This is a genomic window from Gudongella sp. QWL-04 (assembly GCF_058683975.1).
In genome coordinates this window covers 375,066-400,637 of sequence record NZ_CM178754.1, presented here as the reverse complement: position 1 = coordinate 400,637, position 25,572 = coordinate 375,066, and the positions used below count along the sequence as shown (strand labels likewise).

The 25,572-nt window shown below is 42.4% G+C and carries 25 protein-coding genes and 2 riboswitches; all 25 genes read right to left on the bottom strand.

Translation table 11 applies throughout. The features are described 5' to 3' along the window. Window positions 1-12: 12 nt before the first annotated feature. On the bottom strand, window positions 13-240 hold the full coding sequence (secG, locus tag AC4PHB_RS02015) for a preprotein translocase subunit SecG (protein ID WP_492136998.1): 228 nt from the start codon (window positions 238-240) through the stop codon (window positions 13-15). A 101-nt stretch (window positions 241-341) separates the two neighbouring features. Continuing rightward, window positions 342-779 carry a Fur family transcriptional regulator gene (locus tag AC4PHB_RS02010; protein WP_492136997.1) on the bottom strand — a complete coding sequence of 146 codons (438 nt, stop codon included), beginning with the start codon at window positions 777-779 and terminating at the stop codon, window positions 342-344. An 11-nt stretch (window positions 780-790) separates the two neighbouring features. Continuing rightward, entirely contained in the window at window positions 791-1,618 is an 828-nt protein-coding gene (locus AC4PHB_RS02005; protein WP_492136996.1) for a metal ABC transporter permease, read from the bottom strand. An 11-nt stretch (window positions 1,619-1,629) separates the two neighbouring features. Beyond that, entirely contained in the window at window positions 1,630-2,322 is a 693-nt protein-coding gene (locus tag AC4PHB_RS02000; RefSeq protein WP_492136995.1) for a metal ABC transporter ATP-binding protein, read from the bottom strand. Next, the gene (locus AC4PHB_RS01995) at window positions 2,315-3,301 is read right to left on the bottom strand and encodes a metal ABC transporter solute-binding protein, Zn/Mn family (protein WP_492136994.1); all 987 of its coding nucleotides are present in this window, start codon (window positions 3,299-3,301) and stop codon (window positions 2,315-2,317) included. The genes AC4PHB_RS02000 and AC4PHB_RS01995 overlap by 8 nt, the downstream gene beginning before the upstream one ends. 119 nt (window positions 3,302-3,420) lie before the next feature. Beyond that, entirely contained in the window at window positions 3,421-4,713 is a 1,293-nt protein-coding gene (eno, locus tag AC4PHB_RS01990; protein WP_492136993.1) for a phosphopyruvate hydratase, read from the bottom strand. A 17-nt stretch (window positions 4,714-4,730) separates the two neighbouring features. Continuing rightward, window positions 4,731-6,263 (bottom strand): 2,3-bisphosphoglycerate-independent phosphoglycerate mutase, encoded by a 1,533-nt coding sequence (gpmI, locus tag AC4PHB_RS01985; RefSeq protein ID WP_492136992.1) that lies wholly within the window; start codon window positions 6,261-6,263, stop codon window positions 4,731-4,733. Beyond that, entirely contained in the window at window positions 6,256-7,023 is a 768-nt protein-coding gene (gene tpiA, locus AC4PHB_RS01980; protein WP_492136991.1) for a triose-phosphate isomerase, read from the bottom strand. Before tpiA ends, gpmI begins: the two co-directional genes overlap by 8 nt. 12 nt (window positions 7,024-7,035) lie before the next feature. Next, window positions 7,036-8,223 carry a phosphoglycerate kinase gene (locus AC4PHB_RS01975; RefSeq protein WP_492137735.1) on the bottom strand — a complete coding sequence of 396 codons (1,188 nt, stop codon included), beginning with the start codon at window positions 8,221-8,223 and terminating at the stop codon, window positions 7,036-7,038. Between the two features lie 75 nt (window positions 8,224-8,298). Next, window positions 8,299-9,306: a type I glyceraldehyde-3-phosphate dehydrogenase gene (gene gap / locus AC4PHB_RS01970; RefSeq protein WP_492136990.1), complete on the bottom strand. Its 1,008-nt coding sequence runs from the start codon at window positions 9,304-9,306 to the stop codon at window positions 8,299-8,301. Window positions 9,307-9,324: 18 nt separating this feature from the next. After that, window positions 9,325-10,338 carry a sugar-binding transcriptional regulator gene (locus AC4PHB_RS01965; RefSeq protein ID WP_492136989.1) on the bottom strand — a complete coding sequence of 338 codons (1,014 nt, stop codon included), beginning with the start codon at window positions 10,336-10,338 and terminating at the stop codon, window positions 9,325-9,327. Between the two features lie 135 nt (window positions 10,339-10,473). Next, window positions 10,474-11,844 carry an RNA polymerase factor sigma-54 gene (gene rpoN, locus AC4PHB_RS01960; protein ID WP_492136988.1) on the bottom strand — a complete coding sequence of 457 codons (1,371 nt, stop codon included), beginning with the start codon at window positions 11,842-11,844 and terminating at the stop codon, window positions 10,474-10,476. A gap of 167 nt (window positions 11,845-12,011) precedes the next feature. Continuing rightward, complete coding sequence (gene grdD, locus AC4PHB_RS01955) at window positions 12,012-13,193, bottom strand: glycine/sarcosine/betaine reductase complex component C subunit alpha (RefSeq protein ID WP_492136987.1); 1,182 nt, start codon at window positions 13,191-13,193, stop codon at window positions 12,012-12,014. A gap of 10 nt (window positions 13,194-13,203) precedes the next feature. Further along, on the bottom strand, window positions 13,204-14,742 hold the full coding sequence (gene grdC, locus AC4PHB_RS01950; protein ID WP_492136986.1) for a glycine/sarcosine/betaine reductase complex component C subunit beta: 1,539 nt from the start codon (window positions 14,740-14,742) through the stop codon (window positions 13,204-13,206). Window positions 14,743-14,810: 68 nt separating this feature from the next. Next, window positions 14,811-16,121: a glycine reductase complex selenoprotein B gene (gene grdB / locus AC4PHB_RS01945; RefSeq protein ID WP_492136985.1), complete on the bottom strand. Its 1,311-nt coding sequence runs from the start codon at window positions 16,119-16,121 to the stop codon at window positions 14,811-14,813. A gap of 33 nt (window positions 16,122-16,154) precedes the next feature. Beyond that, the gene (gene grdA / locus AC4PHB_RS01940; RefSeq protein ID WP_492136984.1) at window positions 16,155-16,628 is read right to left on the bottom strand and encodes a glycine/sarcosine/betaine reductase complex selenoprotein A; all 474 of its coding nucleotides are present in this window, start codon (window positions 16,626-16,628) and stop codon (window positions 16,155-16,157) included. Between the two features lie 46 nt (window positions 16,629-16,674). Next, window positions 16,675-17,148, bottom strand: a complete 474-nt coding sequence (grdA, locus tag AC4PHB_RS01935) for a glycine/sarcosine/betaine reductase complex selenoprotein A (protein WP_492136983.1) — start codon at window positions 17,146-17,148, stop codon at window positions 16,675-16,677. A 37-nt stretch (window positions 17,149-17,185) separates the two neighbouring features. Further along, on the bottom strand, window positions 17,186-18,472 hold the full coding sequence (locus AC4PHB_RS01930; protein WP_492136982.1) for a glycine/sarcosine/betaine reductase component B subunit: 1,287 nt from the start codon (window positions 18,470-18,472) through the stop codon (window positions 17,186-17,188). Between the two features lie 66 nt (window positions 18,473-18,538). Then, window positions 18,539-18,856: a thioredoxin TrxA gene (gene trxA, locus AC4PHB_RS01925; protein ID WP_333686855.1), complete on the bottom strand. Its 318-nt coding sequence runs from the start codon at window positions 18,854-18,856 to the stop codon at window positions 18,539-18,541. Window positions 18,857-18,870: 14 nt separating this feature from the next. Continuing rightward, entirely contained in the window at window positions 18,871-19,803 is a 933-nt protein-coding gene (gene trxB / locus AC4PHB_RS01920; RefSeq protein WP_492136981.1) for a thioredoxin-disulfide reductase, read from the bottom strand. A gap of 90 nt (window positions 19,804-19,893) precedes the next feature. Beyond that, window positions 19,894-19,973: riboswitch (glycine riboswitch) on the bottom strand. 2 nt (window positions 19,974-19,975) lie between these two features. Further along, window positions 19,976-20,077, bottom strand: a riboswitch (glycine riboswitch). 120 nt (window positions 20,078-20,197) lie between these two features. Next, entirely contained in the window at window positions 20,198-21,805 is a 1,608-nt protein-coding gene (locus tag AC4PHB_RS01915) for a Na/Pi cotransporter family protein (protein ID WP_492136980.1), read from the bottom strand. A gap of 72 nt (window positions 21,806-21,877) precedes the next feature. Further along, window positions 21,878-22,345 (bottom strand): tRNA (cytidine(34)-2'-O)-methyltransferase, encoded by a 468-nt coding sequence (locus AC4PHB_RS01910; RefSeq protein WP_492136979.1) that lies wholly within the window; start codon window positions 22,343-22,345, stop codon window positions 21,878-21,880. A gap of 12 nt (window positions 22,346-22,357) precedes the next feature. Beyond that, entirely contained in the window at window positions 22,358-23,176 is an 819-nt protein-coding gene (locus AC4PHB_RS01905) for a Cof-type HAD-IIB family hydrolase (protein ID WP_492136978.1), read from the bottom strand. Window positions 23,177-23,249: 73 nt separating this feature from the next. Continuing rightward, on the bottom strand, window positions 23,250-24,500 hold the full coding sequence (locus tag AC4PHB_RS01900) for a heme ABC transporter ATP-binding protein (RefSeq protein WP_492136977.1): 1,251 nt from the start codon (window positions 24,498-24,500) through the stop codon (window positions 23,250-23,252). A gap of 18 nt (window positions 24,501-24,518) precedes the next feature. Continuing rightward, complete coding sequence (locus AC4PHB_RS01895) at window positions 24,519-25,568, bottom strand: FecCD family ABC transporter permease (protein ID WP_492136976.1); 1,050 nt, start codon at window positions 25,566-25,568, stop codon at window positions 24,519-24,521. Window positions 25,569-25,572 lie beyond the last annotated feature (4 nt).

Here is a 25,572-nt window from a genome sequence, read left to right as displayed (position 1 = left end):
TTACCTTCCTCCTTAAAATGCTGCCAATGCTATAGCAGAAATTATAAACACTATTGACGAAGCAATAGTTACCTTCCTCAACATGGCTTGTCTGCTGGTACCAATGCTCTTTCCGAACAATGAATCCGCAGATCCGCCACCCATGGCTCCAAGGCCCTCTGACTTGCTTTCCTGCATGACGATGCTGATTATCATGGTGATGCTGGCTACCAGCATTAAGATTGAAAACAAAGTTGACATTCCTACACCCCCTGTATCCCAAATAATTATTTATCCAAGTCTATAACATTAACATTTTAACATAGCCCAATAGTAAAAGCAACGGCAAAAGTCATTTGAGTTCAATCCCTTTTTGCTTTCTGACACTTTGGGCACACTCCCCTTATTTCGAGATTATGGCCAAGTATCTCATAACCGGTAGCTTTTCTTATCCTTGTTTCATAGTCCCCCAGAGGACAACCTTTTATAGGTATTATCTCATTACAAACTATACAAATGATATGATGCCTGTGCTCCCTGTGGTTCAGCTCATAGGTTGCTTTTCCCTCAAGGTTGAGATTTGTTTTTATAAGGATATCTTTTTGAGTAAAGGCATCCAGTATCCTATATACAGTTGACAGGTTGGCGGTTCCTTTTTCTCCTTCTGAAAGTTTAAGATATATATCTTCCGCTGTCAATGGTGAATTTGTTTCAGACAGCAGTTGTACTATTCCTACTCTTTGCTTAGTAACTTTAATGTTATTTGCCTTCAAAAGCAATACTATTTCATCCTGCTTCATCTTACGCCCTCCTAATTCCTAAGAATAGGCTTCAAAACAAAGAAAACAATGAACATCAGCGCATTTACCATTACTATTGTGGCACCTGATGGAAAATTTAAAACATAGGAAGTCAATACCCCTATTATGACTGCTGCCACTGATATCAATGCTGAAATCAATATTGTAGATTTAAAACTCCTCGAAATCTGAAGGGCAGTAACCGTTGGGAATACGATCATGCTGGATATAAGCATTGTACCTACAACTCTTATCCCAAGGACTATAGTTATTGATGCAAGAGTCGCTATAAGGTAGTTCATAAGCTTTGTTCTAACACCTATCACACTGGCAAATTCCTCATCATGAGTTACTGCAAAAAGATCGTTGTAGAAGAATACCACAAGTGCGATGACAAATCCAGCCAAAATAACAGACAAATACAAGTCTGAGTCTTTTATCGCCAAAATGCTTCCAAACAGGTAGCTGAAAAGGTCTATGTTGAATCCTCCTGCAACACTTGAAATCAAAACGCCTAAGGCTACTGAGAATGATGAGACCAACCCAATTGCTGCATCTCCGTGAAGTCCCGCTTTTTCATTTAGCTTCATTATAAATATCGATGCCAGAATAACGACAGGGATAGACACTAATAGCGGCGAAGTACCCAAAAACAGAGCTATCGCGACTGTTGCAAAACTTACGTGGGCAAGTCCGTCACCTATCATGGAATACTTCTTCAGTACCAGGAAAATACCAAGAAGTGCACTGCTGAGCGCAATAAAAACCCCAACTATTATTGCTCTCTGCATGAAGCTGTAGCTAAGAGCTTCCTTGATCAATTCAAATACTTCGGTCATATTGACACCTCTCAATGAATATGGTCATATTCCGGGAATTCCTCGGCAGGACCAAAATACTCGATTTCTCTATCCAGCAGCATAATCTTCCCAGCACATTTTCTAATGGAAGCAATATCATGTGATACCAAAAGGATACTGGTACCCTCATTTCTATTTATGTCCCTTATCAATTTGAAAAAATCACTTCTTACCTTTGGGTCCAGTGCACTAGTGGGCTCGTCCAGTATTAACAGCCTGGGGCTATTCACCATAGCTCTTGCCAAAAGAACTCTCTGTTGTTGTCCTCCTGAAAGGTCGCCGATCTTTTTATGCTTCAGGCTGTATATATCAAGCCTCTTCAATATATCGTCGATTTTTCTGTCGTCTTCCTTTCCTATCCTCTTTGGAAAGCTTTTTGAGCCAATCAGGCCTACAGCAATAACCTCATGTACCTCCGCTGGAAAAAGGGTATTGCCAGTTACAGCGACCTGTGGCAGATATCCAATGGTTCCCTTTACTCCATTAGCTGAATAAGCGACTACTTCTCCTGAATCAACCTCCATAAGACCGAGAAGAGCTTTGACCAATGTTGTTTTTCCTGATCCATTGGCGCCTACAAGCCCTATATAATCTCCCTCATTTATCTCGAAGGAGATATTTTTCAAAACCTCCTGCTGCCCATAACTGACACAGAGTTCCCTGACTTCTAAAATTTTATTCATAATATCCCAATCCTATCTTAAGGTTCTCAAGATTTTCGTACATAAAGTCGATGTATCCTTTCCCTGACTCAAGGTCTTCCATTGATACGTTGTGGACGCCATGTAAAAGGAGGATCTGAACACCCGTCTCCTCTGCGATCACTCTGGCCACCTTGGGATCAGCAAGCTCTTCATAAAATATTGCCTGAGCATCTGTAGAAGCAACTGTTTCCATAAGACTTGCTATGCTCTTGGGGCTTGGTTCAGCATTTGGTGAAAAACCTTCATAAGGCGACATATGCTCAAGGCCATATCTGTGAGCGAAGTATCCGAATGCGAAATGCCCACCTGATAAAATGGTATGTGACTTTGAATTGTCAACAACAGTTCGTATATCCTGATCCAGCTTGATCAGCTTTTCCTTAAGTGATTCAGTGTTTTCACTATAGTATGCGGCATTTTCAGGATCCGCTTCATAGAGAGCAGTATATATTCGTTCTGCCATTATGACAGCCATGTTAGGATCCGTCCAATAATGCGGGTCTACTCCGTGATTTCCATCCTCGTGTTCATCCTCATCATTATGGTCATCTACACTATCCTCCAGCTCAAGCATGGGAATATCCTCTGATAAATCGACTACTATTACTCCCTGAGACTTCAAATTTTCTACAATGTTTGCTGCCCAAGGCTCCATAGCTTGACCTGTATACAGTAGGATATCTGATTTGGATAGTGATACAATATCCTGTGGTGTAGGCTCAAAGGAGTGTGCTTCCATTCCCGGAGGCAATAATAGAGTAACCTCAACCCTTTCTCCTCCTATTTCCCTGGCAAAATCATACTGAGGGAAAAGCGTCGCTGTAATCGATATTTTTTTCTCTTCAGTTACCTGACTGGCCGGTTTTAGTCCCTTTTCAGCTGTATCTGTCGTGCATCCTGCTATTAATAGCAGGCTAAAAGCTGCAATTAAAAGAACAAGGAATTTTATTGATCTCATTATTTTACCCCCTTAGCGATTACTAGTAAAATATACCCCCTCAATAAAAAATAAAACGCAAATGCAAATTATTTGCATTTGCGTTTTATTTTACCTCTGTACTTAATAGTTGTCAAAGCTTATTTTTTTATGTTATAGAAGGTTTTGATGCCCTTGTATTTTGCCATTTCACCAAGTCCATCCTCTATCCTGAGCAACTGGTTATACTTAGCGACCCTGTCTGTTCTTGACGGAGCACCAGTTTTTATCTGACCTGCATTTGTAGCCACTGCCAAATCAGCAATAGTGGAATCCTCTGTTTCGCCTGATCTGTGGGAAATTACTGCAGTATAGCCATTTACCTTTGCCAGTTCAATTGCATCCAGGGTTTCTGTTATTGTACCTATCTGATTTAGCTTAATAAGAATCGAATTTGCAACACCCATTTCGATACCTTTTTGCAGTCTCTCGGTATTAGTAACGAAAAGATCGTCACCGACGATTTGGATTTTCTTACCAAGCTTGTCCGTCATAAGCTTCCAGCCATCCCAGTCATCCTCACCCAGTCCGTCCTCTATCGATACTATAGGATATTTTTCAACAAGCTCCTCGTAATAGCTGACCATCTCCTCAACAGACAATACTCTGCCTTCGCCTTTAAGATTATAGGTTTTACTCTCTTCATCATACATACCTGAGGCTGCGACATCCAGTGCAAGTACCAGATCTTTTCCTGGCTCATAGCCTGCCTTTTTTATCGCCTCAACTATTGTTGCAAGGGCTTCCTCATTACTGGACAGATTAGGTGCAAAACCTCCTTCGTCACCAACTGATGTACTAAGGCCCTTTGATTTCAAAACAGCCTTAAGGTTATGGAATACCTCTGTACCCATCCTCAGTCCTTCCTTAAAGCTTGTTGCACCTACCGGCATTACCATAAACTCTTGGATATCAATGTTATTGTCAGCATGCTCTCCACCGTTTAGGATGTTCATCATTGGAACCGGGAGAGTTTTCGCGTTTACTCCGCCTAGATATTGGTACAAAGGCACTCCCAATTCATTTGCTGCTGCCCTAGCTGCCGCCATGGACACTGCCAGAATAGCATTTGCACCAAGCTTTCCCTTATTATTGGTATCGTCCAGCTCTATCAGTATTTGGTCGATCAGAACCTGATCGAATACCTCAAGGCCAATTATCTCATCAGCAATTATATTGTTGACGTTATCAACCGCATTTTGTACACCTTTCCCCAGGTATCTAGACTTGTCCATATCTCTAAGCTCTACTGCTTCGTATATACCTGTTGATGCACCTGACGGCACTATTGCCCTTCCAAATGCCTCAAGCTCTGTCCAAACCTCGACCTCAACCGTAGGATTCCCTCTGGAATCAAGTACTTCCCTTGCGTATACATCTGTTATCAAGCTCATGTTATCACTCTCCTGTTTTATTTTATTATCAGGGACTCTCCCGTCATTTCAACTGGCTTATCAAGTCCTAAAAGTTCAAGGATCGTAGGTGCAAGATCTGCCAAAATACCAGGTCTTAACTTGACGTCTCTTTCTCCTACCAAAATCAGCGGTACCTCATTGGTCGTGTGAGCGGTAAACGCCCCACCGTTATCTGTATCGATCATCATTTCTGCGTTTCCATGATCCGAGGTGATTATTACCCTTCCATCGTATTTAAGCATCTGCTCAACTATCTCGCCCAAACAGATGTCAACTGTTTCGACTGCCTTTACTGCAGCCTCAACGACTCCTGTGTGGCCTACCATATCTGGATTTGCGAAGTTTAGGATGATCAAATCATATTTCCTTAATCTTATTCGCTTCAGTACCTCGTCTTTTACCTCATAGGCGCTCATTTCAGGCTTCAGGTCATAGGTAGAGACCTTTGGCGATGGTATGAGGGCCCTGTCCTCATTCTCAAAGGGAATCTCACGACCACCGTTAAAAAAGAAGGTTACATGAGCGTATTTCTCAGTTTCTGCTATTCTTAGCTGCGACATTCCTTTGTGAGCAATATACTCGCCAAGTGTATTCTCAAGTCCATCATTTTTGAAAGCAACATGGACGTTTTCAATCGTCTTGTCATACTCTGTCATGGAAACGAAGTATACTTTGACTCTTTTGTCTCTTTCAAAGCCAGTAAAATCCTTGTCCATTATAGCTCTGGTCATTTGCCTTGCTCTATCCGGTCTGAAATTAAAATATATTACGGAATCGCCGTCTTCAATAGTTGCTACTGGCTTAGTATCCTTGATGATAACAGTCGGCATCATGAATTCGTCGGTTTTTCCTGCCTCATAGGAAGTCTCTACTGCCTTCACCGGATCAGCTGCTGAGGGACCTAAACCTGATACTATAGCCTTGTATGCCAGCTCAGTCCGCTCCCACCGTTTATCTCTATCCATTGTGTAATATCTTCCAGACACGGTTGCAATTGAGCCAACGCCTATGTTCTTGATTTCTTTCTCCAACTCAGCAATATGTTTTACACCAATAGCTGGAGGGACATCCCTGCCATCAAGGATTGCATGTACAAACACCTTATCGATACCTTCATTTTTCATCAGCCTCAGCAGAGCATAAAGATGGGTGTTGTGGCTGTGGACTCCGCCATCTGATACAAGTCCCAAAAGGTGTATTGCGCTTTTGTTCTCCTTAGAGTTGTTTACAGCTCCAAGCAGAGCCTCATTCTTGTAAAATCCTCCATCTTCAATATCCTTGGAGATCCTTGTCAGCTCCTGATATACTATCCTTCCGGAGCCAATATTGAGGTGGCCAACCTCAGAGTTTCCCATCTGACCTTCGGGTAGACCTACAGACAGTCCGCTTGCCTTTAGCCTAGTGGATGGCCAGGTAGAAATGAGTCTGTCAAAGTTCGGTTTTTTTGCAAGCTTGACAGCATTCCCGGGACCATCGGGCCCTATTCCAAAGCCGTCTAATATCATAAGCATTACCGGTTTCTTAGACATTTGCTTCCTCCGTCTTATAGTTTACAAGTCTGCCGAAATCATTGGCCTTTAGGCTTGCTCCACCTACTAATGCACCATCTATGTCCCTCATAGACATAAGCTCCTTAATATTTTCGGGCTTGACGCTTCCGCCATACTGGATCCTTATAGCTGAAGCTACTTCTTTGTCATATATCTCTTCCAGAGTTTTTCTTATAAGACCGCACATCTCATTTGCTTGTTCGGATGTTGCTGTTTTGCCTGTACCTATGGCCCAAATAGGCTCATAAGCTACGACTGCCTTTTCGGCATCCTTTGATTTTATATCCTTAAACGCCTTTATTATCTGATCCTTTACAAGAGTCAGGTGAATGCCATCCTCTCTTTGTTCCAGTGTTTCACCCACGCAGACTATAGGCATGATAACCTCTTCTAATGCTGCTTTAAGCTTCAAATTAACAGTCTCGTCAGTTTCACAGAAATATTGTCTTCGCTCGGAATGACCTATTATTACATATTCAGTTCCAAGTTCCTTTAGCATTTCAGAGGAAATCTCTCCTGTATAAGCTCCTTTTTTCTCCCAGTGAAGGTTTTGAGCTCCTATCTTTATTCCAGTTTCTCTTGTAAGTCCTTTGGCAGTCTGTATCGACGTAAAAGGAACACAAAGTACAGCCTCTACGTCTTCACTTAGTTCTAGTTCTAGAATCTCCTTGATAAGATGCATTGTCTGTTCGATAGTATTGTTCATCTTCCAGTTTCCCGCTATTATTGGTTTCCTCAACCGAATTCCTCCTTATTCACTGATGGCATCTATACCGGGGAGTATTTTCCCTTCAAGAAGCTCAAGTGATGCTCCTCCTCCGGTTGAAACATGAGTCATCCTATCTGCAAGACCCGCTTTTTCAACAGCTGCAGCGGAATCTCCTCCGCCTACTATTGTAATAGCACCGGATTTTACCATAGCCTCAGCAATCGCATAGGTTCCCTTATTATAGCTGTCCATTTCAAAAACACCCATAGGTCCGTTCCAAATTATCGTCTTCGCCTCACTAATGACGCTCTCAAATAAAGCTATTGAATCAGGACCTATATCAAGCCCCATCATATCAGGTGGTATACTCTCGACAGGAACAGTAAAATGCTCAGCGTCGTTCTTGAATTCCTTTGCGACCACTACGTCTATGGGGAGTATCAGAGCAACACCATGCTTCCTTGCTTTATCCATCAGAGTATTTGCAAGCTCCAGTTTATCTTCCTCGAGAAGCGAGGTACCTATTTCAAGTCCCTTGGCTTTTAGGAACGTGAATGCCATCCCCCCGCCAATTACTATCGCATTGACCTTGGTTATAAGGTTCTCTATGACGCCTATCTTATCGGATACCTTTGCTCCGCCCAGTATAGCCACAAATGGTCTTTGCGGCTCATCAAGAGCCTTACCCATTATCCCAACTTCCTTCTCTACTAAAAACCCCAGGGCTGAGGGAAGATGTTTTGAAACTCCAACATTAGAAGCATGAGCACGGTGAGAGGTTCCAAAGGCGTCATTGATGTATAAATCTGCCAATGAAGCTAAGCTTTCGGCAAACTTCTCTCCGTTTTTCTCCTCTTCCTTTCTGAATCTTGTATTTTGAAGCATCATTATCTGCCCTGGCTTAAGGGACTCAGCCATTACTTTTACGTTGTCGCTTACAACCAGATCGTCGTCAGCAAATATGACCTCTCTGTCGAGAAGTTCAGAAAGCCTTTTAGCGACTGGTGCCAAAGAATATTTTGCTTCGGGTTCTCCCTTTGGTCTCCCTAAGTGCGACATAAGAACGACAGATGCCTCGTTGTCCAGAAGATACTTTATAGTGGGTAATGATGCCGTAATCCTTATATCGTCAGTTATGTTAAATTCCTCATCCATTGGTACATTATAATCTACTCTGACGAGTACTCTCTTCCCTGCAACATCCATATCCCTTATTGTCTTTTTATTCAACATGCTATCCACCTTCTTCACAATTTTGTGGTACCGCAAAACAGGTCGGGTCATTTGGACCCGACCCTAATCATCTTACATCTTTGAAGCTATAAGGCTTGCCAAGTCTACTACTCTTCTAGAATAACCCCACTCATTGTCATACCAGGAAACCACTTTGACCATATTGTCTATTACCATTGTGGATTCTGCATCTACAATTGAGGATCTATTGTCGCCAACGAAATCTCTTGATACCAAAGGCTCTTCACTGAATCCAAGGATCCCATTTAATTCTCCCTCGCTTGCTTCCTTGAGGAACGCATTTACCTCTTCTTTGGTGGTCGTTCTTTCAACTTCGAAAACAACGTCTACAAGAGATACTGTGGGCACAGGAACTCTTAATGCAAAGCCATTGAGCTTGCCTTTAAGCTCTGGGAGGACTAGAGAAACAGCCTTGGCTGCGCCTGTGGTAGTCGGTATTATGTTCTCAGCTGCTGCTCTGGCTCTTCTAAGGTCTTTATGTCTCTTGTCGTGGACCATTTGGTCATTAGTATATGCATGAACTGTTGTCATAAGTCCCTTCTTTACCCCTAGTTTATCGAGTATTACCTTTGCAACAGGAGCAAGACAGTTCGTAGTACAGGATGCATTCGATATTACAACGTGTTTCTCAGGGTCATACAAATGATCATTTACACCCATTACAATAGTTATGTCCTCGTCCTTCGCAGGAGCTGTTATCATAACCTTTTTAGCACCTGCTTCAATGTGTTTCATAAGGTCCTTTTTATCCTTGAAGGCACCAGTGGAGTCTATAGCAAGGTCTACTCCCAGTTCACCCCAAGGTATCTCTATTGGATCTCTGTAAGCAACCACTGGTATCTTCTTGCCATTTATAATAAAGCCCTTGTCATATGTCTCAATTGTTCCCTCGAACTTCCCGTATATGCTGTCATACTTGAAAAGATGAGCGAGATCAGGAATGCTGCCTGATGCGTTTATTGCAACTATCTCAAAATCCTCAACATTTTGCTCAGCCCAAACCCTGACCACATCTCTTCCAATCCTGCCAAACCCGCTTAATCCAACTCTTAAAGTCATAAAAATTCCTCCTCTTGATTAATTTGTAATTTCTAATATTCTATTTGCCACAGCTTCATCAATAACCAGTGTCATATCCTTTCTGATCGATGAAACAGCAATGATTGCCTCTGCTTTTTCTGTTCCGCCGGCAACACCAATAACCTCCGGAACTTTTAGATAGGTTTCCAGTGAAAGCCCAACAGTCTTATACTCCCACAGATCTTTCCCTTTAATATCAAAATAATGCCCGAATGCCTCTGCAACTGCATTATTACCCATAAGTTCATTAAACTTGCTATCGGGAAGCGTTCTCCTTTTTGCCATGGTATCCGCGCGGCCTATACCAAATAACAACACTCTCATGTGATCGATCATATCAAGTATCTCTTTTATCTCCTCGTTTCCCAGGGCAAGCCTTATTGCATCCTCACCCATGCTGTCAGGTAGATAAAGCAGCCTGTATTTCGCTCCTAAGGCTTGTCCGACCTTTGCAGCTATAGAATTTGACTGGGTGTAAATATCAGTTCCAAGACCTCCCCTGGCAGGTATAATGGTAACATCTGGGTATCTTTTCTCTGATGTTATTACGTCTGCAACAACAGCCATGGTACTACCGCCTGTTACGCCTACGATATCTCTCTCTTCCAGGTGTTTCTTTAGAATTTGTGTTGCTGACCGACCCATCTCTGCAAGAACCAGCTTACTTACTGAGGAATCTCCTGGTACTACCAATAAGCGCTTGACCCCGATTGCTTTTACGACCCTTTCTGTCAGTTCAGGTATCCCCTTGATAACATTATAGGCATCGTCCAGGCTTTCAATAAGCTCAAGACCGGAGTCTGTAACATACATACCCATATTGTTGGAGTTTAATAACCTGAGACCCTTCATAATGTCAAGCTCTGACCTGGCTACTCTTTCCGATAAGCCAAGCTCAGCAGCTAAGGTTCTCCTACCTACTGGCTGCCTGAATGCAATTGTTTTGAGGATAAGATACCGCCTTTCGAGGATTTCTATTGCCTCAGGTGCTATTAGTGATAATCGATTCAAGAATTCTATAATACCACCTCCAGGATAATGGACTATTTATGTCCCAGTGCTTATAATTTTGTCCCAGTAAGCTAAAAAAATATAACTCACCTCTATTATAGTACAGGACTGGCACATTTGCAAGGCCAGCCCCAATTAATATCTTCTTCTTAGTGTCGATGATGGTATATTCAACTCGTCCCTGTATTTTGCAACTGTCCTTCTGGATATCTCGACGCCTTTTTTTTCGAGTATCTCAGATATTTGCTGGTCACTTAGGGGTCTTTTAGGATCTTCCTCTACTACCATTGACCTTATCATCGATTTGACGCAAGTAGCCGAGACATCCCCGTCAGTTCCTGAAAGACCGGTGGTAAAGAAGTATTTAAGTTCAAAAACTCCTCTGGGTGTTTGCACATATTTCCCGTTAGTCGCCCGTGATATTGTAGACTCATGCATTTTAACATCCTCAGCGACTTCCTTTAGAGTCATTGGTACGAGAACCTTTTCTCCATGTCTGAAGAATTCCCTTTGTCTGATAAGGATAGATTCTATTACCTTATAAAGAGTTTGCCTTCTCTGCTCGATGCTCTTGATAATCCAGAGAGCTGAATTGAATTTTTCCTGGAGAAATTCAGAGGTTTTTTCATCGGTTGTATTTAATATTAGATTCTTGTAGTACTCATTTATGTTAAGTCTCGGTCCTGAGATGTCGTTTATAGTTATTATTAGCTCCCCATCGATCTCTTCAATGGATGCATCAGGCACAATATACCTTATGTCTTCTCCCTCGCTTCTGAAGGTCCTGCCTGGTTTAGGTTCTAGTGACTTTACCCAGTCTGCATATTCCTGAACATCTTCGATGGTTATCCCAAGATCCTTCGATATTTTAGCCAGCTTATTCGAAGCAATATCCTCCAGGTAATTCATAATAATATTCTTAAGTATCTGATCCTTATGATCCTTTACCTGTAAAAGCAGACATTCTTTAAGGTCCCTTGCACCAACTCCAGTTGGTTCAAAGCTTTGTATAACTGAAAGCATAAGCTCCACCTCTTCAACAGAGACGCAAAGCTGGGCAGCGATATCCTCGGCAGTTGAAGCAAAATAACCACTGCTGTTTATGTTGTTTATTATATAATCAGCTGTTCTGTATTCCCTTGATCCTATGCTGATCATATTAAGCTGCTCTATAAGATGATCCCTGAGAGTAGGGGAATAGCTGATGTAGTTGTCCATGGAATACTCGTTTCTGCTTCTGTCTATTTCACTTTTATAGCTTATATCATCGAAGCTTTCAAGGAACTCCTTTAAATCGACATCCTTGTCTTCCTTAAGGCTTTCTATGGTCTGGGAGTCCACGTCGCTTCTCTCCATTTCGAGCATAGGATTTTCCTCCAGTTCTTTCGCAAGATAATCACGAAGCTCCAGACTTGTATATTGGAGCAGCTGAATAGCCTGCCTGAGCTCTGGCGTCATTACCAGCTTCTGGCTTTGTTCTAGTGTCAAATCATAATTAAGTCTCATAATGCTCCCCCCGTCCTGAAAGACTACATGCATATTATATCAAATCAGGGTGGGGTAAACAATTATTTATGCAATTTTCATACCTATTTTAATGTAAATCGAAATAAAATTAAAAAATAATATCGGGAAATATGTGTTTTATGACATATCCCCGATATTATGAGTGTTTAACAGTCTTCTGCCTGTCCTACTGAATAACCTGCCTTTGAGAGTACTCCAAGTGCTTCATTGATCTTAGTTTCATTCACCATAACTATTGGTCCCGTACATCCCATTCCGGACTCAGCATAAATTCCACTAGACCATAGAACCTGTACTGCATCTTCCAATTCCATTATATCAATACCGTCAATGGTACCTGTTACAGGTTCTTTATCAGGAGCTTTTGCTTCAGCTTTAGATTCTTCTTTTTTCACATCCTTTGTAAGTGAGGAAAGAAGCTCTTTAAGACCAGCCTTATTGGCTGAATCAAACTCTGTTTTTGCTAAGCCTAAAACGTCTCCCTGTACCAGCTCGGCAGCATATGATATTGCATTTGCAATTACAGGTGCGCCTGATGCCCTTGACAGTATCATAATAAGTCTGTCGTAGTTTTCGCCTATACCAGGGCCATATCCGTAGCCTTGAGACTCATAGCTGCCACCGGTTGTAAAGGATGAAAAGACCTTCATCATAATATTACCAGTCAAGGTATCTGTTATCATTACATCCGGAGTTCCTGCGAGGAGGTCATTACCTCTCATTACTGCTCCTCCGTCTGCCCTTGAGGATTCAGTGAAGTTTACTAGATAACCTTTACCAGCAAGCTCCTTGAAAGCCCTTTCTACTTGTCTGGCGCCGTCAACATTTAGTATGCCTACAGTGGGGTTTTTTATGCCAATAGCTTTGGCTGTTATAACGCCGTAGATACCATTCTTTACCATAGCTTCAACTCTATGTGCAGAGGATGTCCCGGTAGTCGTTGCGATTATCATTTCCCGACCTTTACCTGGGGTTACCACTCTTCCGACAGTTGATACGCCTATCGGGAAGCTGTAGTGAAGAGTTACACATGCATCAAGCTCCTTTGAGTCAAGCATTTTCTCCATCTCTTTATAGCCTTGATCTTCATTTTCCACAACAACCTGAGTCAGGGCTGAAGCGACCTTATGCCCTATGAGCACTACTTCGATATGAGACGCTCTTTTTTGTGCCATTTCAGCACCCTTGATCATATTGTCAACACCTAGCTCACTGCCAAGGGTAGTCAAGCCAACACGGATCTTTCTGCCAAAGCTCCCTGTCTCCATCGCATCTGCTATCTCATTAAAGATGCTGCCTATCATTGTTTTTATATTATCTGTTGCCATATCGTCACCTCTATCCTTGCAGAAGGTGTGAAGCAAAATCTCTCATGGCTTCTGCCACAAGGCTTCTTACCTCATCCTGGGATATACCCTTGCTTTCCTCCACGATTCCCTGGTTTTTCTCCATTACTATAGAAACACCATCAAACAGATTGGTCATTCTGCCAAGGAAAAGACTTCCTTTACCAACTATCATAACTCTGTTGATTTTTCCCTTTTCCAGCTCTTCTTTTGCAAAGCCCACATAAGGAACTCCTGAGGGTATATGGCCTTGAGTTGGTGCCCAGCCTTCCATTCCGTGTTTGATTATAAAGTCATTTATATCATTCCTGTCAAGCTCGCCCCTCTTTACTCCCAGAGCAGCGATCATTTTATAGTTCGCACTTGGTACGTCTCCTGCTCCAGCTGGCTTTGTTACATCAGGGTTCTGCATTTCAACTGAGTACTTATCTATATCAGTTATCTTAAGATTTCCTCTGTCCAGCGGTTCAGTTACAAGTGAAGTGATGACCGCCTGTGGTGATGAGCCTGTACCAACTGTATGTCTTCCGACTAGATCTGTTCTTAAAACCGGGCTGACACCATCGTTCTCACTTACAAGAACTGCAAAGCCTCCAATTACATCCTCAAGCACTGGAAGACCTTTTTTTACATGGTCCTTACCGTTCATACCAAGCTTTGCTGTTGAGCCGCCAGATACTATTAGAACATTCTTGAAAGTCCCAGCCTTAACGAGGGATGCTGCAGATATCATTGCATGAGTTGGAGCTGCGCAAAAACCTCTAACGTCTGATCCTGAAGCATTTACAAGACCTGCAACCTCGGCTATGGCCTTCGCAAAATTTCCTCCTCCACGCTGATTCATATCCCCGCATGCTTCTTCAGAGCATTCCAGTACATACTCGATCTCAGCAGGATCTATCCCTGTGTTCTTTACAAGGTGAAGAGCAGCAAGAACTCCAGAAGCCTTAGATACAAGGTTTTCAAAGATAACATGTGCATTTAGATTCACATCGACATCATGAGCTCGCTTAACACAACCTATCAGCTTACCATCCAAATATATAGGCTCTGCTCCCTGTTCCTCAATAAGTTTTTCGATATCAGCAAGCTCATCTCCAGCCTTCATCCTTGAAACCAGCTCTTCACTTATCAAAGGATGATCCCCAAGCTGCTTCTTGACATTCGTAGTGAAGTCAGTGGTAAGCTTAACCAGATCGAAAGCATCGACGATTTTTATAAGGCCTATGAATTCGTCCTGAGGCAATATTTCACCATATTTACCGCTCCTTGACGCTCCCGGCACGTCCAGACCTACCCAAGGCTGTGGATTTGATCTTAGATCCTCCGGTGTATTGTTCCCGATATATACCTGATTTGGCAGGTAATTTACAGCCTCCTCATAGCTCCTGAGACTGTTGGGAAGGTTCTTAAGATACTCTGAATTTGGATTCAGGTGCTTCTCCGTCGTCTGAGTGGTACCATTATGAAGCACCATGTCAGGAGCATGCACCAGTATATAGCTTGTTCCTTTTACAACTGAATAACTCAAGTGAGTCACCTCCATATTATATTTCTGTATGGAAATGGGTGATTTGTCAATCACCCATTTCCACGAGATTATTTTTCGAATACTGTCTGTTCAGTTACTTCAACTGTCAAAGCGTTAAGAGCTTTCTCAACGATTTTTCTTCTAAGAGCCTTCTCTTCTGCCGGATCCATTGATGGATTACCTAGTGGATGAGGGATAGCGATCGCAGGTACGATCCTGTTTGCTCCTACTGTCAATGATATTGGAACTACAGTACAGATATGAACTACCGGTATCCCAGCTCTTTCTACTTCTTTTACCATCGTTGCACCGCAACGAGTACAGGTACCTCAGGTCGAGGTCAGGATAACTGCATCTACTCCATCAGCTACAAGCTCCTTGCTGAATTCAGCAGCAAATTTCTTGGAACTGGCAACTGCTGTACCATTACCTACTGTAGTATAGAAGTATCTATGAAGCTCTCCGATCTTGCCTTCCTTCTCCAAATCTCTCAATACGTCTACAGGAAGAACTCTGTCAGCGTCAAGATTTGCATAAACAGGGTCATAACCACCATGAGCGGTTGCATAGGTCTCGACTGTCAGGTCAAAGACTCCATCGATGTCATACTTGCCGTACTTGGAAGCTGATGACGATTCTATGTGATCCGGATTGCCCTTAGGCACTATACCACCTGAGGTAACAAGAGCGATCTTAGCTTTTGAAAGGTCCTTTACTGCAGGATTTGGCGCTACTCTGTCAAAGTCCGGCATTGGATATTCAGTCTCGAACTCCTCGCCCTTCAATTTCTTAAGAAGCATGTCAACAGCTCTCTCTGAGCCTCTTTTTTCTGTGAAATAGTTTTTCCTGACTCCTCTTGGGAGGTAGCCTTCCACTTCAGGAGCTCCCACCTCTTCCTTGCTGACAAGCTTCTTCGCCAGCGGAACCATAGCCGCAACTGCATCCTTCATTCCAACAGCACTATTCTTGGTGGATATTATATAAACTGACTTCTTATACATATCAGCACCTGGGTTTTCAATATACATACCAGTCAATGCCGGTATCCCTAATTCAGCTTGTACTGCTTCAGTTATCGCACCACAGGCAACTCCATATCTCCCTGCGTTGAACGCCGGACCTGCAATAAATAGATCCGGGGTATAACCCTTGACCATTTCAAGAACAGCAGCCTTAGCTTCCTCCATGTTCTCACCAAAATAACTGTCACCGCAGATTACGGTAGCCACAATTTCAGCTTCTCCTCCAAAGCCAGCCTGAATAGCCAGACCAGGACCAAGTGCGCCTTCTCTTACCTCTGGCTTATGATCAGCTTTTTCCTCCCCGCCTATGCCTGCGAAGAACTGATTAATATAATGAACAATTTTTAATTTCCCCATTTGGTTCCCTCCTCTCCTTATATTAGTGGAGTATCAATATTTAGTATGCTGATTTCTCATAGCACTGACTTCAGCAATGATTGCATCTACGTCAAGCACCATCTCCATCATGCCTATTTGATCATCATATACGCCTGCGTCTACTGCTTCCTTAAACTCAGGCTCTACTGCGTGGTATACTTTGAGTCCCAACGGAACTCCTGCCAATGGTCCTGCGAATGTAGGGTCTCCGGCTGTTACTGTCTCAGCAGCCAATCCTGCTGATTCAGCTTCTGCTCCACCGATCAATACGACTACGTTCTCTGCGCCGTACTTCTCTGCCATGTCCTTTACCCTCTTCTGATTCTCAAGATCCATCGCTCCTGCAGCCGTTCAGACAAAACACTCAGTTGCTGAAAATACTACCTCTGCAGGTGTGGTCTTTATGCATTCTTCCATAGCCGGCCCTGGTATGCCGTCTCTATCGCCAATGATTATTACCTTCGAATTTTCATTGAAGATTGACATTCTTCCACATCCTTTCATTTCGATTTAATTATTCAAGCTTCAATTATTAATATTTGGTGTGCTGATTTCTCATAGCACTGACTTCAGCAACGATTGCATCTACGTCAAGCACCATCTCCATCATGCCTATCTGATCATCATATACGCCTGCGTCTACTGCTTCCTTAAACTCAGGCTCTACTGCGTGGTATACTTTGAGTCCCAACGGAACTCCTGCTAATGGTCCTGCGAATGTAGGGTCTCCGGCTGTTACTGTCTCAGCAGCCAATCCTGCTGATTCAGCTTCTGCTCCACCGATCAATACGACTACGTTCTCTGCGCCGTACTTCTCTGCCATGTCCTTTACCCTCTTCTGATTCTCAAGATCCATCGCTCCTGCAGCCGTTCAGACAAAACACTCAGTTGCTGAAAATACTACCTCTGCAGGTGTGGTCTTTATGCATTCTTCCATAGCCGGCCCTGGTATGCCGTCTCTATCGCCAATGATTATTACCTTCGAATTTTCATTGAAGATTGACATTCTTCCACATCCTTTCGTTATATTTATGTCTCTGATATTAGAATCCTCTTGCTGACATCTTGTTGAAGCCTATTTCATTGGTAGCTCCGGTTATTGCCTGAATCTCAACTGTTATTGTGCCATCAGCTGCAAGACTTCCATCAAAGCCGCCTGCTATAATGTCTGTATAAGCAAGGGTCCCTATGACCTTGTCCATCTTTGGAAGTACGATAACCTCATTAGCATTTCCACCTGTGACAACAGCATCAGCTGCTTTGTCAGCGTCTGCCAACGACTGGCTTGCGCCGTCTCTTCCAGCATACTCATCAGTAATTATTACTGTCTTGATATTCTTTGCTTCAATCTTCTTACAGTTCATAATAAGGTCAGTATCCGGATTTCCAAAGCCTTCCTGGGAAATTATTACTCCGTCAAGGTTTAGGAATTCAGCAAGCTTAGCTGTCCAGTTTGATGATCTTTCCTTGTCTGCAAGATATACGTTTTCGTTTGTTATTATTACTCCGGCAAAGTTTATCTCCTTGCCATGTACCTTCATCATATCGTGAACAACTGGGTTGTTCAGGTGATGATAGGTTGTATTTTTGTCACAGGCCGATACACAGTTGCCGCTGACTATAGCGCCATCCATGATTTCTGTTGGGTACATTATAGTTGGAACGATCTGCTTAGCATCCACTCCATATACATAGGTGTCGTGGAGTAGTCCTTGTGTCTGAAGCATTTGAACATACCCTATCCTTGGAAGGTCAGGATATTTTTTCATTCCATCTACAAATGCATCTACCTCGAAAACCTCAACAGTGTCAGGTGCAACCTTTTTTGCTGTCTCGGCGAGGAAAGCTGCAGCTTTAAAGCCTGCAAATCTAACCGCCTTTTCATGATCATGCTGCTTCAAGCCTTCAACAGGCTCACAATTCATTACTACGTTGATCGTCTTGGAAAATGGTGTATATTCTGCTCCAGGGCCTGTCATATCGACGATACCTTCCTGGAACCCCACGATCTTACCTGTTGTCATTACTGCACAACCCTTAAGCACGTTAGTCTTACCTGAACCTACTACATCCACCTTCGAAAGTATTCCCGGGAATACTCCACCGGGGCCTTCCACCTTGACCCTTGGTTCAACAACGTCCTTTACAGGTGTTATCCTTACACTTTCACCTGGCTTTGCGATGTCGACGCTGACTGAAGCAATGTGCTCATCCTCCATGATCAAATTGATCAACTCTTCCTTATTTATGGTAAGCACTCCGTTCTCCAGCACTGTCGAATCACCGAATTTTACATCCTTAATTAGTACTTGGCCTAATTCAAGACGCATTGACTTCACCTCCTTAGATAATTGGTTGATATCGTATTATCCGGCACCCCGGATTTATAGCCACTATTAACAATACTTCTTGATCAATTCCTCGACAGATTTAGTTGTAGCCTCATCTCCAACAACTGCATCTACTCTTTCGCCATTTTTATATATAGCGATTACCGGAAGTCCAAGGACCTTTTGACCGATTGCAACTCTTCTTGCAACAGTAATATCAAGCGAAGTAAACTTTATCTTATCGCCATAAACTTCTTCATATTCATGTACGTGAGGCATAAGAGCCTTGCATGGTTCGCATGAAGGGCTCCAGAAATCAACCAGTACAGTACCTTCAGCATTCAAGACCTCAGCTTCAAAATTCTCCTTGTTTAATTCGATCATTTCACAACCTCCTATTAAAAGTGTTCTTCTATATACTTCTCAGCCTGTGTCGCTGCTATTGCCCCATCCGCAGTAGCAGTAACCACTTGTCTCAGTGACTTTACCCTGTTGTCCCCGGCGGCAAATACTCCAGGTATGTTTGTCTTCATATTGTCATCGGTTTTAATATACCCATTCTCCATGTCAATCACGCCTTCAAAAAGCTTAGTGGCAGGATCATATCCAACAAAAACGAATATCCCGAATGTACCATCGTCCTCATCAGCAAAATACTCGGATTCTTCACCTGTTTTAACATTCTTGACCGTCATTGACTGAAGGATCCCATCTCCCTTGACCTCTGTGATAACTGAATCCCACATAAAAGCCATCTTTTCATTCTTGAAGGCCTTTTCTTGAATAGATTTAGCAGCTCTTAGAGAATCTCTTCTGTGTACGATAGTAACTTTTCTTGCAAACTTGGTTAAATACATCGCTTCCTCGACAGCAGAATCTCCTCCGCCGACTACGAACACCTCAAGGTCTTCGAAGAAGGCTCCGTCGCAGGTTGCACAGTAGGAAATACCTCTTCCTGTCAGTTCTTTTTCTCCCGGGCAGCCTATGTGCTTTGGAACAGCTCCAGTCGCTATGATAACAGTCTTAGTCTTGTACTCGTTTTTCTCACACTTGACCGTCTTTATGTCCCCTTCAAAATCGACTGATACAACTGTATCCGAGACCTTTTCTGCACCGAATTCTTCAGCCTGCTGCACCATTCTTGCAACCAAGCTCGGTCCTGTTGCATGCTCGATCGAACCCGGATAGTTTGCAACCTCGTCTGTGGTTGCGATCTGACCGCCAGCTGCTTCCTTCTCAACGATCAGAGTTTTGAGTCTTGCTCTTGCCGCATAGAGTCCTGCTGAGAGCCCTGCTGGTCCAGCTCCGATAATAACAACATCGTAAACCATCCAATCTACCTCCTTTATAGTTTTGTACTATTCTGTTCTTAATTCAGCCCAAATTAAAAATAAACAGAATAAATAGACCTCCGCCTACTTACTCTGTTTATTAACCTGAGAGATTCTCCCAACTCCAAATGAAGGGATTGCTCCTTCGGTGAATGACGCCTTTCCAGAGTTCTGTCCTACTGCGGTCCTTTTGCCTGAGAGATTAGCAACAGAGGGGCTATCTCTGTCATTTACTCCTTCGGCGCCACCTTGTGGGCTCTCCCGCAATAATCATCCAAAATAATTCAGAATTTTCCATAAGATTTTGTTACATTTTTAACAACTCTGCAAGGTCATTATATCCTATCTCATTCAAGGTAGTCAATAGGATTATAGAAATATTTAATTGATAACATTAATCCTTAAATTTATCCAATACGTACATTGCAATATTGCTTGCATGATCAGAAACCCTTTCCAGGTTGCTTATAGCATCCAAAAATACTATCCCTGATCCTGTGCTGCAAAGCATCTTGTTCAACCTGTCGATATGGTTTGATCGATTCTGCTTTTCCAGTCTGTCGACTTCATCCTCAAGTACAAGAACTTGCCTTGCCATAGCCTCATCGGTGACCCGGTAAGCCTCGATAGACGTCTTAAACGCGTTATCACAAACGTCGAACATCTCGCCTAACTCCTCTATTGCCTGAGGAGTAAAGTACAGATTGTTATCAGACTTGTACTGAGCCAACTCTGTAATATTCTCTATATGGTCCCCAACTCTCTCAATATCCCCTATTACGTAAAACAGGGCATTGACATCCGCATGCTGTTCGTCAGACAAAGGTGCATTGGATAGCTGGACCAGGTAATCAGTAATCTCACGCTGTATCTTATTGATAGATTTTTCCCTTGCAAAGATAGCATCTACTCCCTCTATCCTATCTTCAAGCATTACGACTTTACAGGCTGCTAAATTTTCAAGAACAATGTTACCCATCCTGTTGGCCTCGCGCATAGCTTGGCCTAGTGCTATGGATGGCGTTTCTATGATACGTTTGTCCAAATATTTTGACTCAGTCATATCTGCTTCCTCAACGCCTGGTACTAATTTTTCTGCAGCTCTGACCAACATCATAGCAAATGGATATTGAATGATCACGTTAATAATATTGAAGGATGTGTGAGCATTGGCAATCTGTCTTTGGACATCCTCTGGAGAAATATAGGTTACAAACCACTCAATTGGATATCTAAGTATAGTCATAAATATAAGAGTACCTATAACGTTAAAAAGAAAGTGTATTATTGCAGCTCTCTTTGCTGTCTTGTTTGCACCAATGCTTGATATGATGGCAGTTGTAGTTGTACCAATGTTTTCTCCAAACAGGATTGGGAACGCTATATGCATAGTAACTAATCCTTGCCCTGCCAAAGCCTGTAAAAGTCCAATTGAAGCTGAACTTGATTGGACCAGGGTCGTTAATCCCAATCCGACTAACATTCCAAGAACTGGATTGTTTAGGCTGGTCATTATATTCTTGAAAGCTTGGATCTCAGCCAGTGGCTTTAAGCCATCGCCCATCATATCCATACCAATAAAAAGAATTCCCAGACCAATAAGTATTTCAGAGTAATTCTTCGCCTTTTTATTTTTTGCGGCGATCCACATAGCAACACCCACTGCAACTGCTAGCGGAGCATAGTCTGTCAACTTAAAAGCTATTAGCTGGGCAGTTATGGTCGTTCCGATATTCGCTCCCATTATAACACCAACAGCTTGAGGTAAAGTCATTATGCCAGCGTTTACAAATCCAACTACCATTACAGTAGTAGCACTACTGCTTTGAATGATCATTGTAACTAAAGTACCTACCAACACTCCTTTTAGTCTATTAGTGGTAAGTGCTTCGATCATCTTCCTAAGTCTTTTACCTGCTGACTTTTCCAACCCGGCACCCATAAGATTCATGCCGTATAAGAACAATCCAAGTCCTCCCAGTACCGGAAGTGCCCAATCCATAGCGTCATCCTCCTTTTGTCTGAATCACCCAAATATATTAACATACCTTAATGAACTTTGTATACCTATTTATCAACCTAGACCTGGAAATCCTAACTGTCTTAGAGCTTCAAAGATGACTATATTGGCTGAATTTGAAAGGTTCAGGGATCTTGCAATATTTTCTCTCATAGGTATTTTAATAGCTGTTTCAAGATTCCTTGCTATCAGTTCTGGAGGCAGTCCCCTTGTCTCCTTTCCAAACACGAAGAAGCTCCCATCCTCATAAGTAAATTCTGAGTATACTCTGCTTGCCTTTGTAGTTGCATAATAAAATTTGGATCCCGGGTTCTTCTCCATTACTTCATCAAGGCTGTCATAGTAGCTGATTTCCACAAGATGCCAATAATCAAGACCAGATCTTTTCAGATATTTGTCGCTGACTGAGAATCCTAGAGGTCTTACCAGATGAAGCCTTGTCCCAGTCAACGCACATGTCCTGGCTATACTGCCGGTATTGTGAGGGATTTCAGGTTCTACCAATACTATATTAAGAGCCATTGTATCCTCCGATCAAAATACATATTTTTCTATTGCAAGCGCTGCTCCATCTTCATCATTACTGCTTGTAACAAAGTCTGCCTGCTCCTTAACTATATCTTCAGCATTTCCCATTGCGACTCCTACGCCAGCAAATTTTATCATGGAAATGTCATTTTCATTGTCGCCTATAGCCATAACCTCATCAGCTTTTATACCAAGTCGTTCACACAGAAGTTTCACTGCTGATCCTTTAGACACTCCTTTATCCATTACCTCCAGATTGTCTCTCCAGCTCTTTGAAAGCTCTACAGACTTAAGCTTTTCCAAGGTTCTCCTCAGTTGGATCAGCTTGTCCTGGTCCTTATCTATGAAGAGGAACTTGTATATTTTAAGCTGTTCATCATTTATAATATCCTCCGGCGAATCATAAAGCTTTATATCTATTGATTGGCCTTTCAGCTTTTCAGTTGTGGGCGTATAATAATCAACGATCTCCTTGACATAAGTCTTAGTGAAGAAGGTATCCTCATTGTAAAAATGAAAATATATACCCATCTGATGTCCTGTTTCCATTACACTTTCGATATCTTTCCTGGAAATTGGACGGTCTATAACCTTATTTAGATCCTTATCGACCACCACAGCTCCGTTGCAGGCTGCTATATAGCTTTCAAGGCCCAGTTCTTTAGAGTAATGCACAGCCGACTTCAATACTCTGCCGGTTGCAATTATAACCTCTATCTTCTTTTTTTTCGCTAACTCAATTGCTTCTCTCGTTCTTTTAGTAAGCAGGTTTTGTTTATTTAACAGTGTTCCATCCATATCTATTGCGATTAGTTTTATGCTCATTTCAATCCTCCCAACAACTTAAATATAACATATCACCAGACAAAATAAAACAAAAAGACCGGCTTGCACCGGTCTATATTTTACGTATCTCTGTTATAACTGCTTCAGTGTCAGCAACCTCGATAAGTCCCATAAATCTCATTTCGTCAAGTATTTTGTTTGCCTCTCCGCCAGTAAAATCAAACTCTTCGTCAGATCGTGACAGTCTAATAACCTTAATTCCCTTTTCAAGAGCTGCCTTCGCCAGTTTAAGATTCAATAGATTTCCACTTCCCATAGGAGTAGGTGATATTACCACTGCATGAGAGTTCATTATTTGATCAAGAGCTTTCCTGAAAGCCCTTTCAGATATCCCAGAGAAGGGTTTTTCCTCAATCAATGTCAATCTAAGTGCTTTGCCGTGCTGCCAGTCAGTATCGCCGACATTGATCACACCCAGACTTAAATCATGTCCCTCCTGGTTTAGCCTGTGCATCAGTTCAAGACTTGTTCCCCCTCCGCCAATTATATGGATCCTTCTTTTTTCTGATCCCTTTAATCTTCTCTTGATCTCAATCGGCGTCACTGTGACATTCCCTGTATACCTGCTCGTTTCCACGGCTACCCTCATTCCATAGGTATTTTCTATATTTCCCGGTGTTATGACGGCTTCTGGGCTTCCCTGAGCAACTATCTCTCCGTCCTTCATAAGTAATATCCTGTCTGAATACCTAGAGGCGAGATTTATGTCATGGATAACCAGCACTATTGCCAGTTCCTTTTCAGAATTCAATCTTTTTAATAGCTCTAGTATTTCTATCTGATGGTTTATATCCAAATGTGAAGTAGGTTCGTCGAGAAGCATGATAGAAGTGTTCTGTGCTAGTGACTTAGCAATAAAAACCCGCTGTCTTTCTCCACCTGATATCTCAGTGATGAGTCTGTCCTTTATGTGTAATGTATTAGTTCTTTCCATGGCTTCATAAGCAAGATCCAGATCATTGGAATCTTCCTTTGCGAATCTCCCCAAAAAAGGGTGACGCCCCATCAGGACTACCTCTTCAACGGTAAACTCAAAATCCAGCGAAGTATCCTGAGGAACCATAGCTATTCTTTGTGCGATCTCCTTACGCTTATAGGTATCCAGTGATTTCCCCATGAGGATTATCTCTCCGCTGTCAGGAATGTAAACATGGCTCAGGGTTTTAAGCAATGTTGATTTACCTGAGCCATTTGGACCGATTATGCTCAGGAACTCACCCTTATTCACTTCAAGACTAACATCTTTAACAACAGGTTTTCTTGAATATGAATATACTATTCTACTTGCTTCTAATACAGTCATAGGTATACACCAGGCTTCCTATAATGATTTTTTCTTGTTTCTTAAAAGGAATATAAAAAATGGGCCTCCAAAAAGAGCTGTTATGATACCTACAGGGATCTCAACAGGCGATATTGCTGTCCTTGCAACAGTATCCGCAAATATCATGAATATTCCACCGCCTATTGCAGATACAGGCAATAATATCCTATGATCCGGGCCTGTAATAAGCCTTGCCATATGGGGGATTATGAGGCCTACAAAACCGATTATCCCACTTACGGATACTACCGTTGACGTTAGGAAGGTACCAATAAGCAACACATATAGCTTTGTTCTTTCTACGTTCACTCCAAGAGACTTAGCAGATTCCTCTCCCATAAGCATTATGTTTATATCCCGGGAAAAATATAAAAGGAGCAGCATGCTTAAAAAAACAGGAAATGCTAGAGCTGTTACAGGTGACCACCCTTTCCCTGCAAGACTTCCAAGAGTCCAATAAATTATCTTTGTCATATCCTTATTGAATATTACCATCAGGAAGGACATTACAGCAGTAAGAAACTGACCTACTGCTACTCCCGCAAGCAAAAGGGTCGTAACCGGCACCTGATTTTTGATCTTTCCTATGTTGTATACAAATGCTACAGCGATCAAAGCCCCAAGAAAGGCCGCCAAGGATATCCCAGAAAAACCTGCTAAGCTCATCTCAAGCTTAGTAATTATTGCTATGGTTGCTCCAAGTGCAGCCCCAGAAGAGATCCCTAGTATATAGGGATCTGCCATAGGATTTTTAAGAAGTCCCTGAAAGGCACCTCCGGAGATCGACAATGCCGACCCAACAAGAACACCTAAAATGACTCTGGGAAGCCTAACATTCCAGATAATTGAATTTGCTGCTGAGGATATGCCATCCAGATCTACAAAGTTATCGAGAACAGGTAATTTTGATCCTACAACTCTGAAGGCGTCAAATATGCTGATGTCAGCAGAGCCCAGGGCGCTTGCTGCTCCGACTGCAATAACTAGAACTGCAATCATAGCTGCTGTTACGATCCCGTAGGAGCTCCTCTTTATCTTACCTTTCATTCCA

Bases quoted from the DNA above. Each gene is read 5' to 3' on its own strand.
- secG (WP_492136998.1), bottom strand. From the start codon at position 240: ATGTCAACTTTGTTTTCAATCTTAATGCTGGTAGCCAGCATCACCATG.
- AC4PHB_RS02010 (WP_492136997.1), bottom strand. From the start codon at position 779: ATGAAGCAGGATGAAATAGTATTGCTTTTGAAGGCAAATAACATTAAA.
- AC4PHB_RS02005 (WP_492136996.1), bottom strand. From the start codon at position 1,618: ATGACCGAAGTATTTGAATTGATCAAGGAAGCTCTTAGCTACAGCTTC.
- AC4PHB_RS02000 (WP_492136995.1), bottom strand. From the start codon at position 2,322: ATGAATAAAATTTTAGAAGTCAGGGAACTCTGTGTCAGTTATGGGCAG.
- AC4PHB_RS01995 (WP_492136994.1), bottom strand. From the start codon at position 3,301: ATGAGATCAATAAAATTCCTTGTTCTTTTAATTGCAGCTTTTAGCCTG.
- eno (WP_492136993.1), bottom strand. From the start codon at position 4,713: ATGAGCTTGATAACAGATGTATACGCAAGGGAAGTACTTGATTCCAGA.
- gpmI (WP_492136992.1), bottom strand. From the start codon at position 6,263: ATGTCTAAGAAACCGGTAATGCTTATGATATTAGACGGCTTTGGAATA.
- gap (WP_492136990.1), bottom strand. From the start codon at position 9,306: ATGACTTTAAGAGTTGGATTAAGCGGGTTTGGCAGGATTGGAAGAGAT.
- rpoN (WP_492136988.1), bottom strand. From the start codon at position 11,844: ATGAGACTTAATTATGATTTGACACTAGAACAAAGCCAGAAGCTGGTA.
- grdD (WP_492136987.1), bottom strand. From the start codon at position 13,193: ATGGCAACAGATAATATAAAAACAATGATAGGCAGCATCTTTAATGAG.
- AC4PHB_RS01930 (WP_492136982.1), bottom strand. From the start codon at position 18,472: ATGCGTCTTGAATTAGGCCAAGTACTAATTAAGGATGTAAAATTCGGT.
- trxA (WP_333686855.1), bottom strand. From the start codon at position 18,856: ATGATCGAATTAAACAAGGAGAATTTTGAAGCTGAGGTCTTGAATGCT.
- trxB (WP_492136981.1), bottom strand. From the start codon at position 19,803: ATGGTTTACGATGTTGTTATTATCGGAGCTGGACCAGCAGGGCTCTCA.
- AC4PHB_RS01915 (WP_492136980.1), bottom strand. From the start codon at position 21,805: ATGGATTGGGCACTTCCGGTACTGGGAGGACTTGGATTGTTCTTATAC.
- AC4PHB_RS01910 (WP_492136979.1), bottom strand. From the start codon at position 22,345: ATGGCTCTTAATATAGTATTGGTAGAACCTGAAATCCCTCACAATACC.
- AC4PHB_RS01905 (WP_492136978.1), bottom strand. From the start codon at position 23,176: ATGAGCATAAAACTAATCGCAATAGATATGGATGGAACACTGTTAAAT.
- AC4PHB_RS01900 (WP_492136977.1), bottom strand. From the start codon at position 24,500: ATGACTGTATTAGAAGCAAGTAGAATAGTATATTCATATTCAAGAAAA.
- AC4PHB_RS01895 (WP_492136976.1), bottom strand. From the start codon at position 25,568: ATGAAAGGTAAGATAAAGAGGAGCTCCTACGGGATCGTAACAGCAGCT.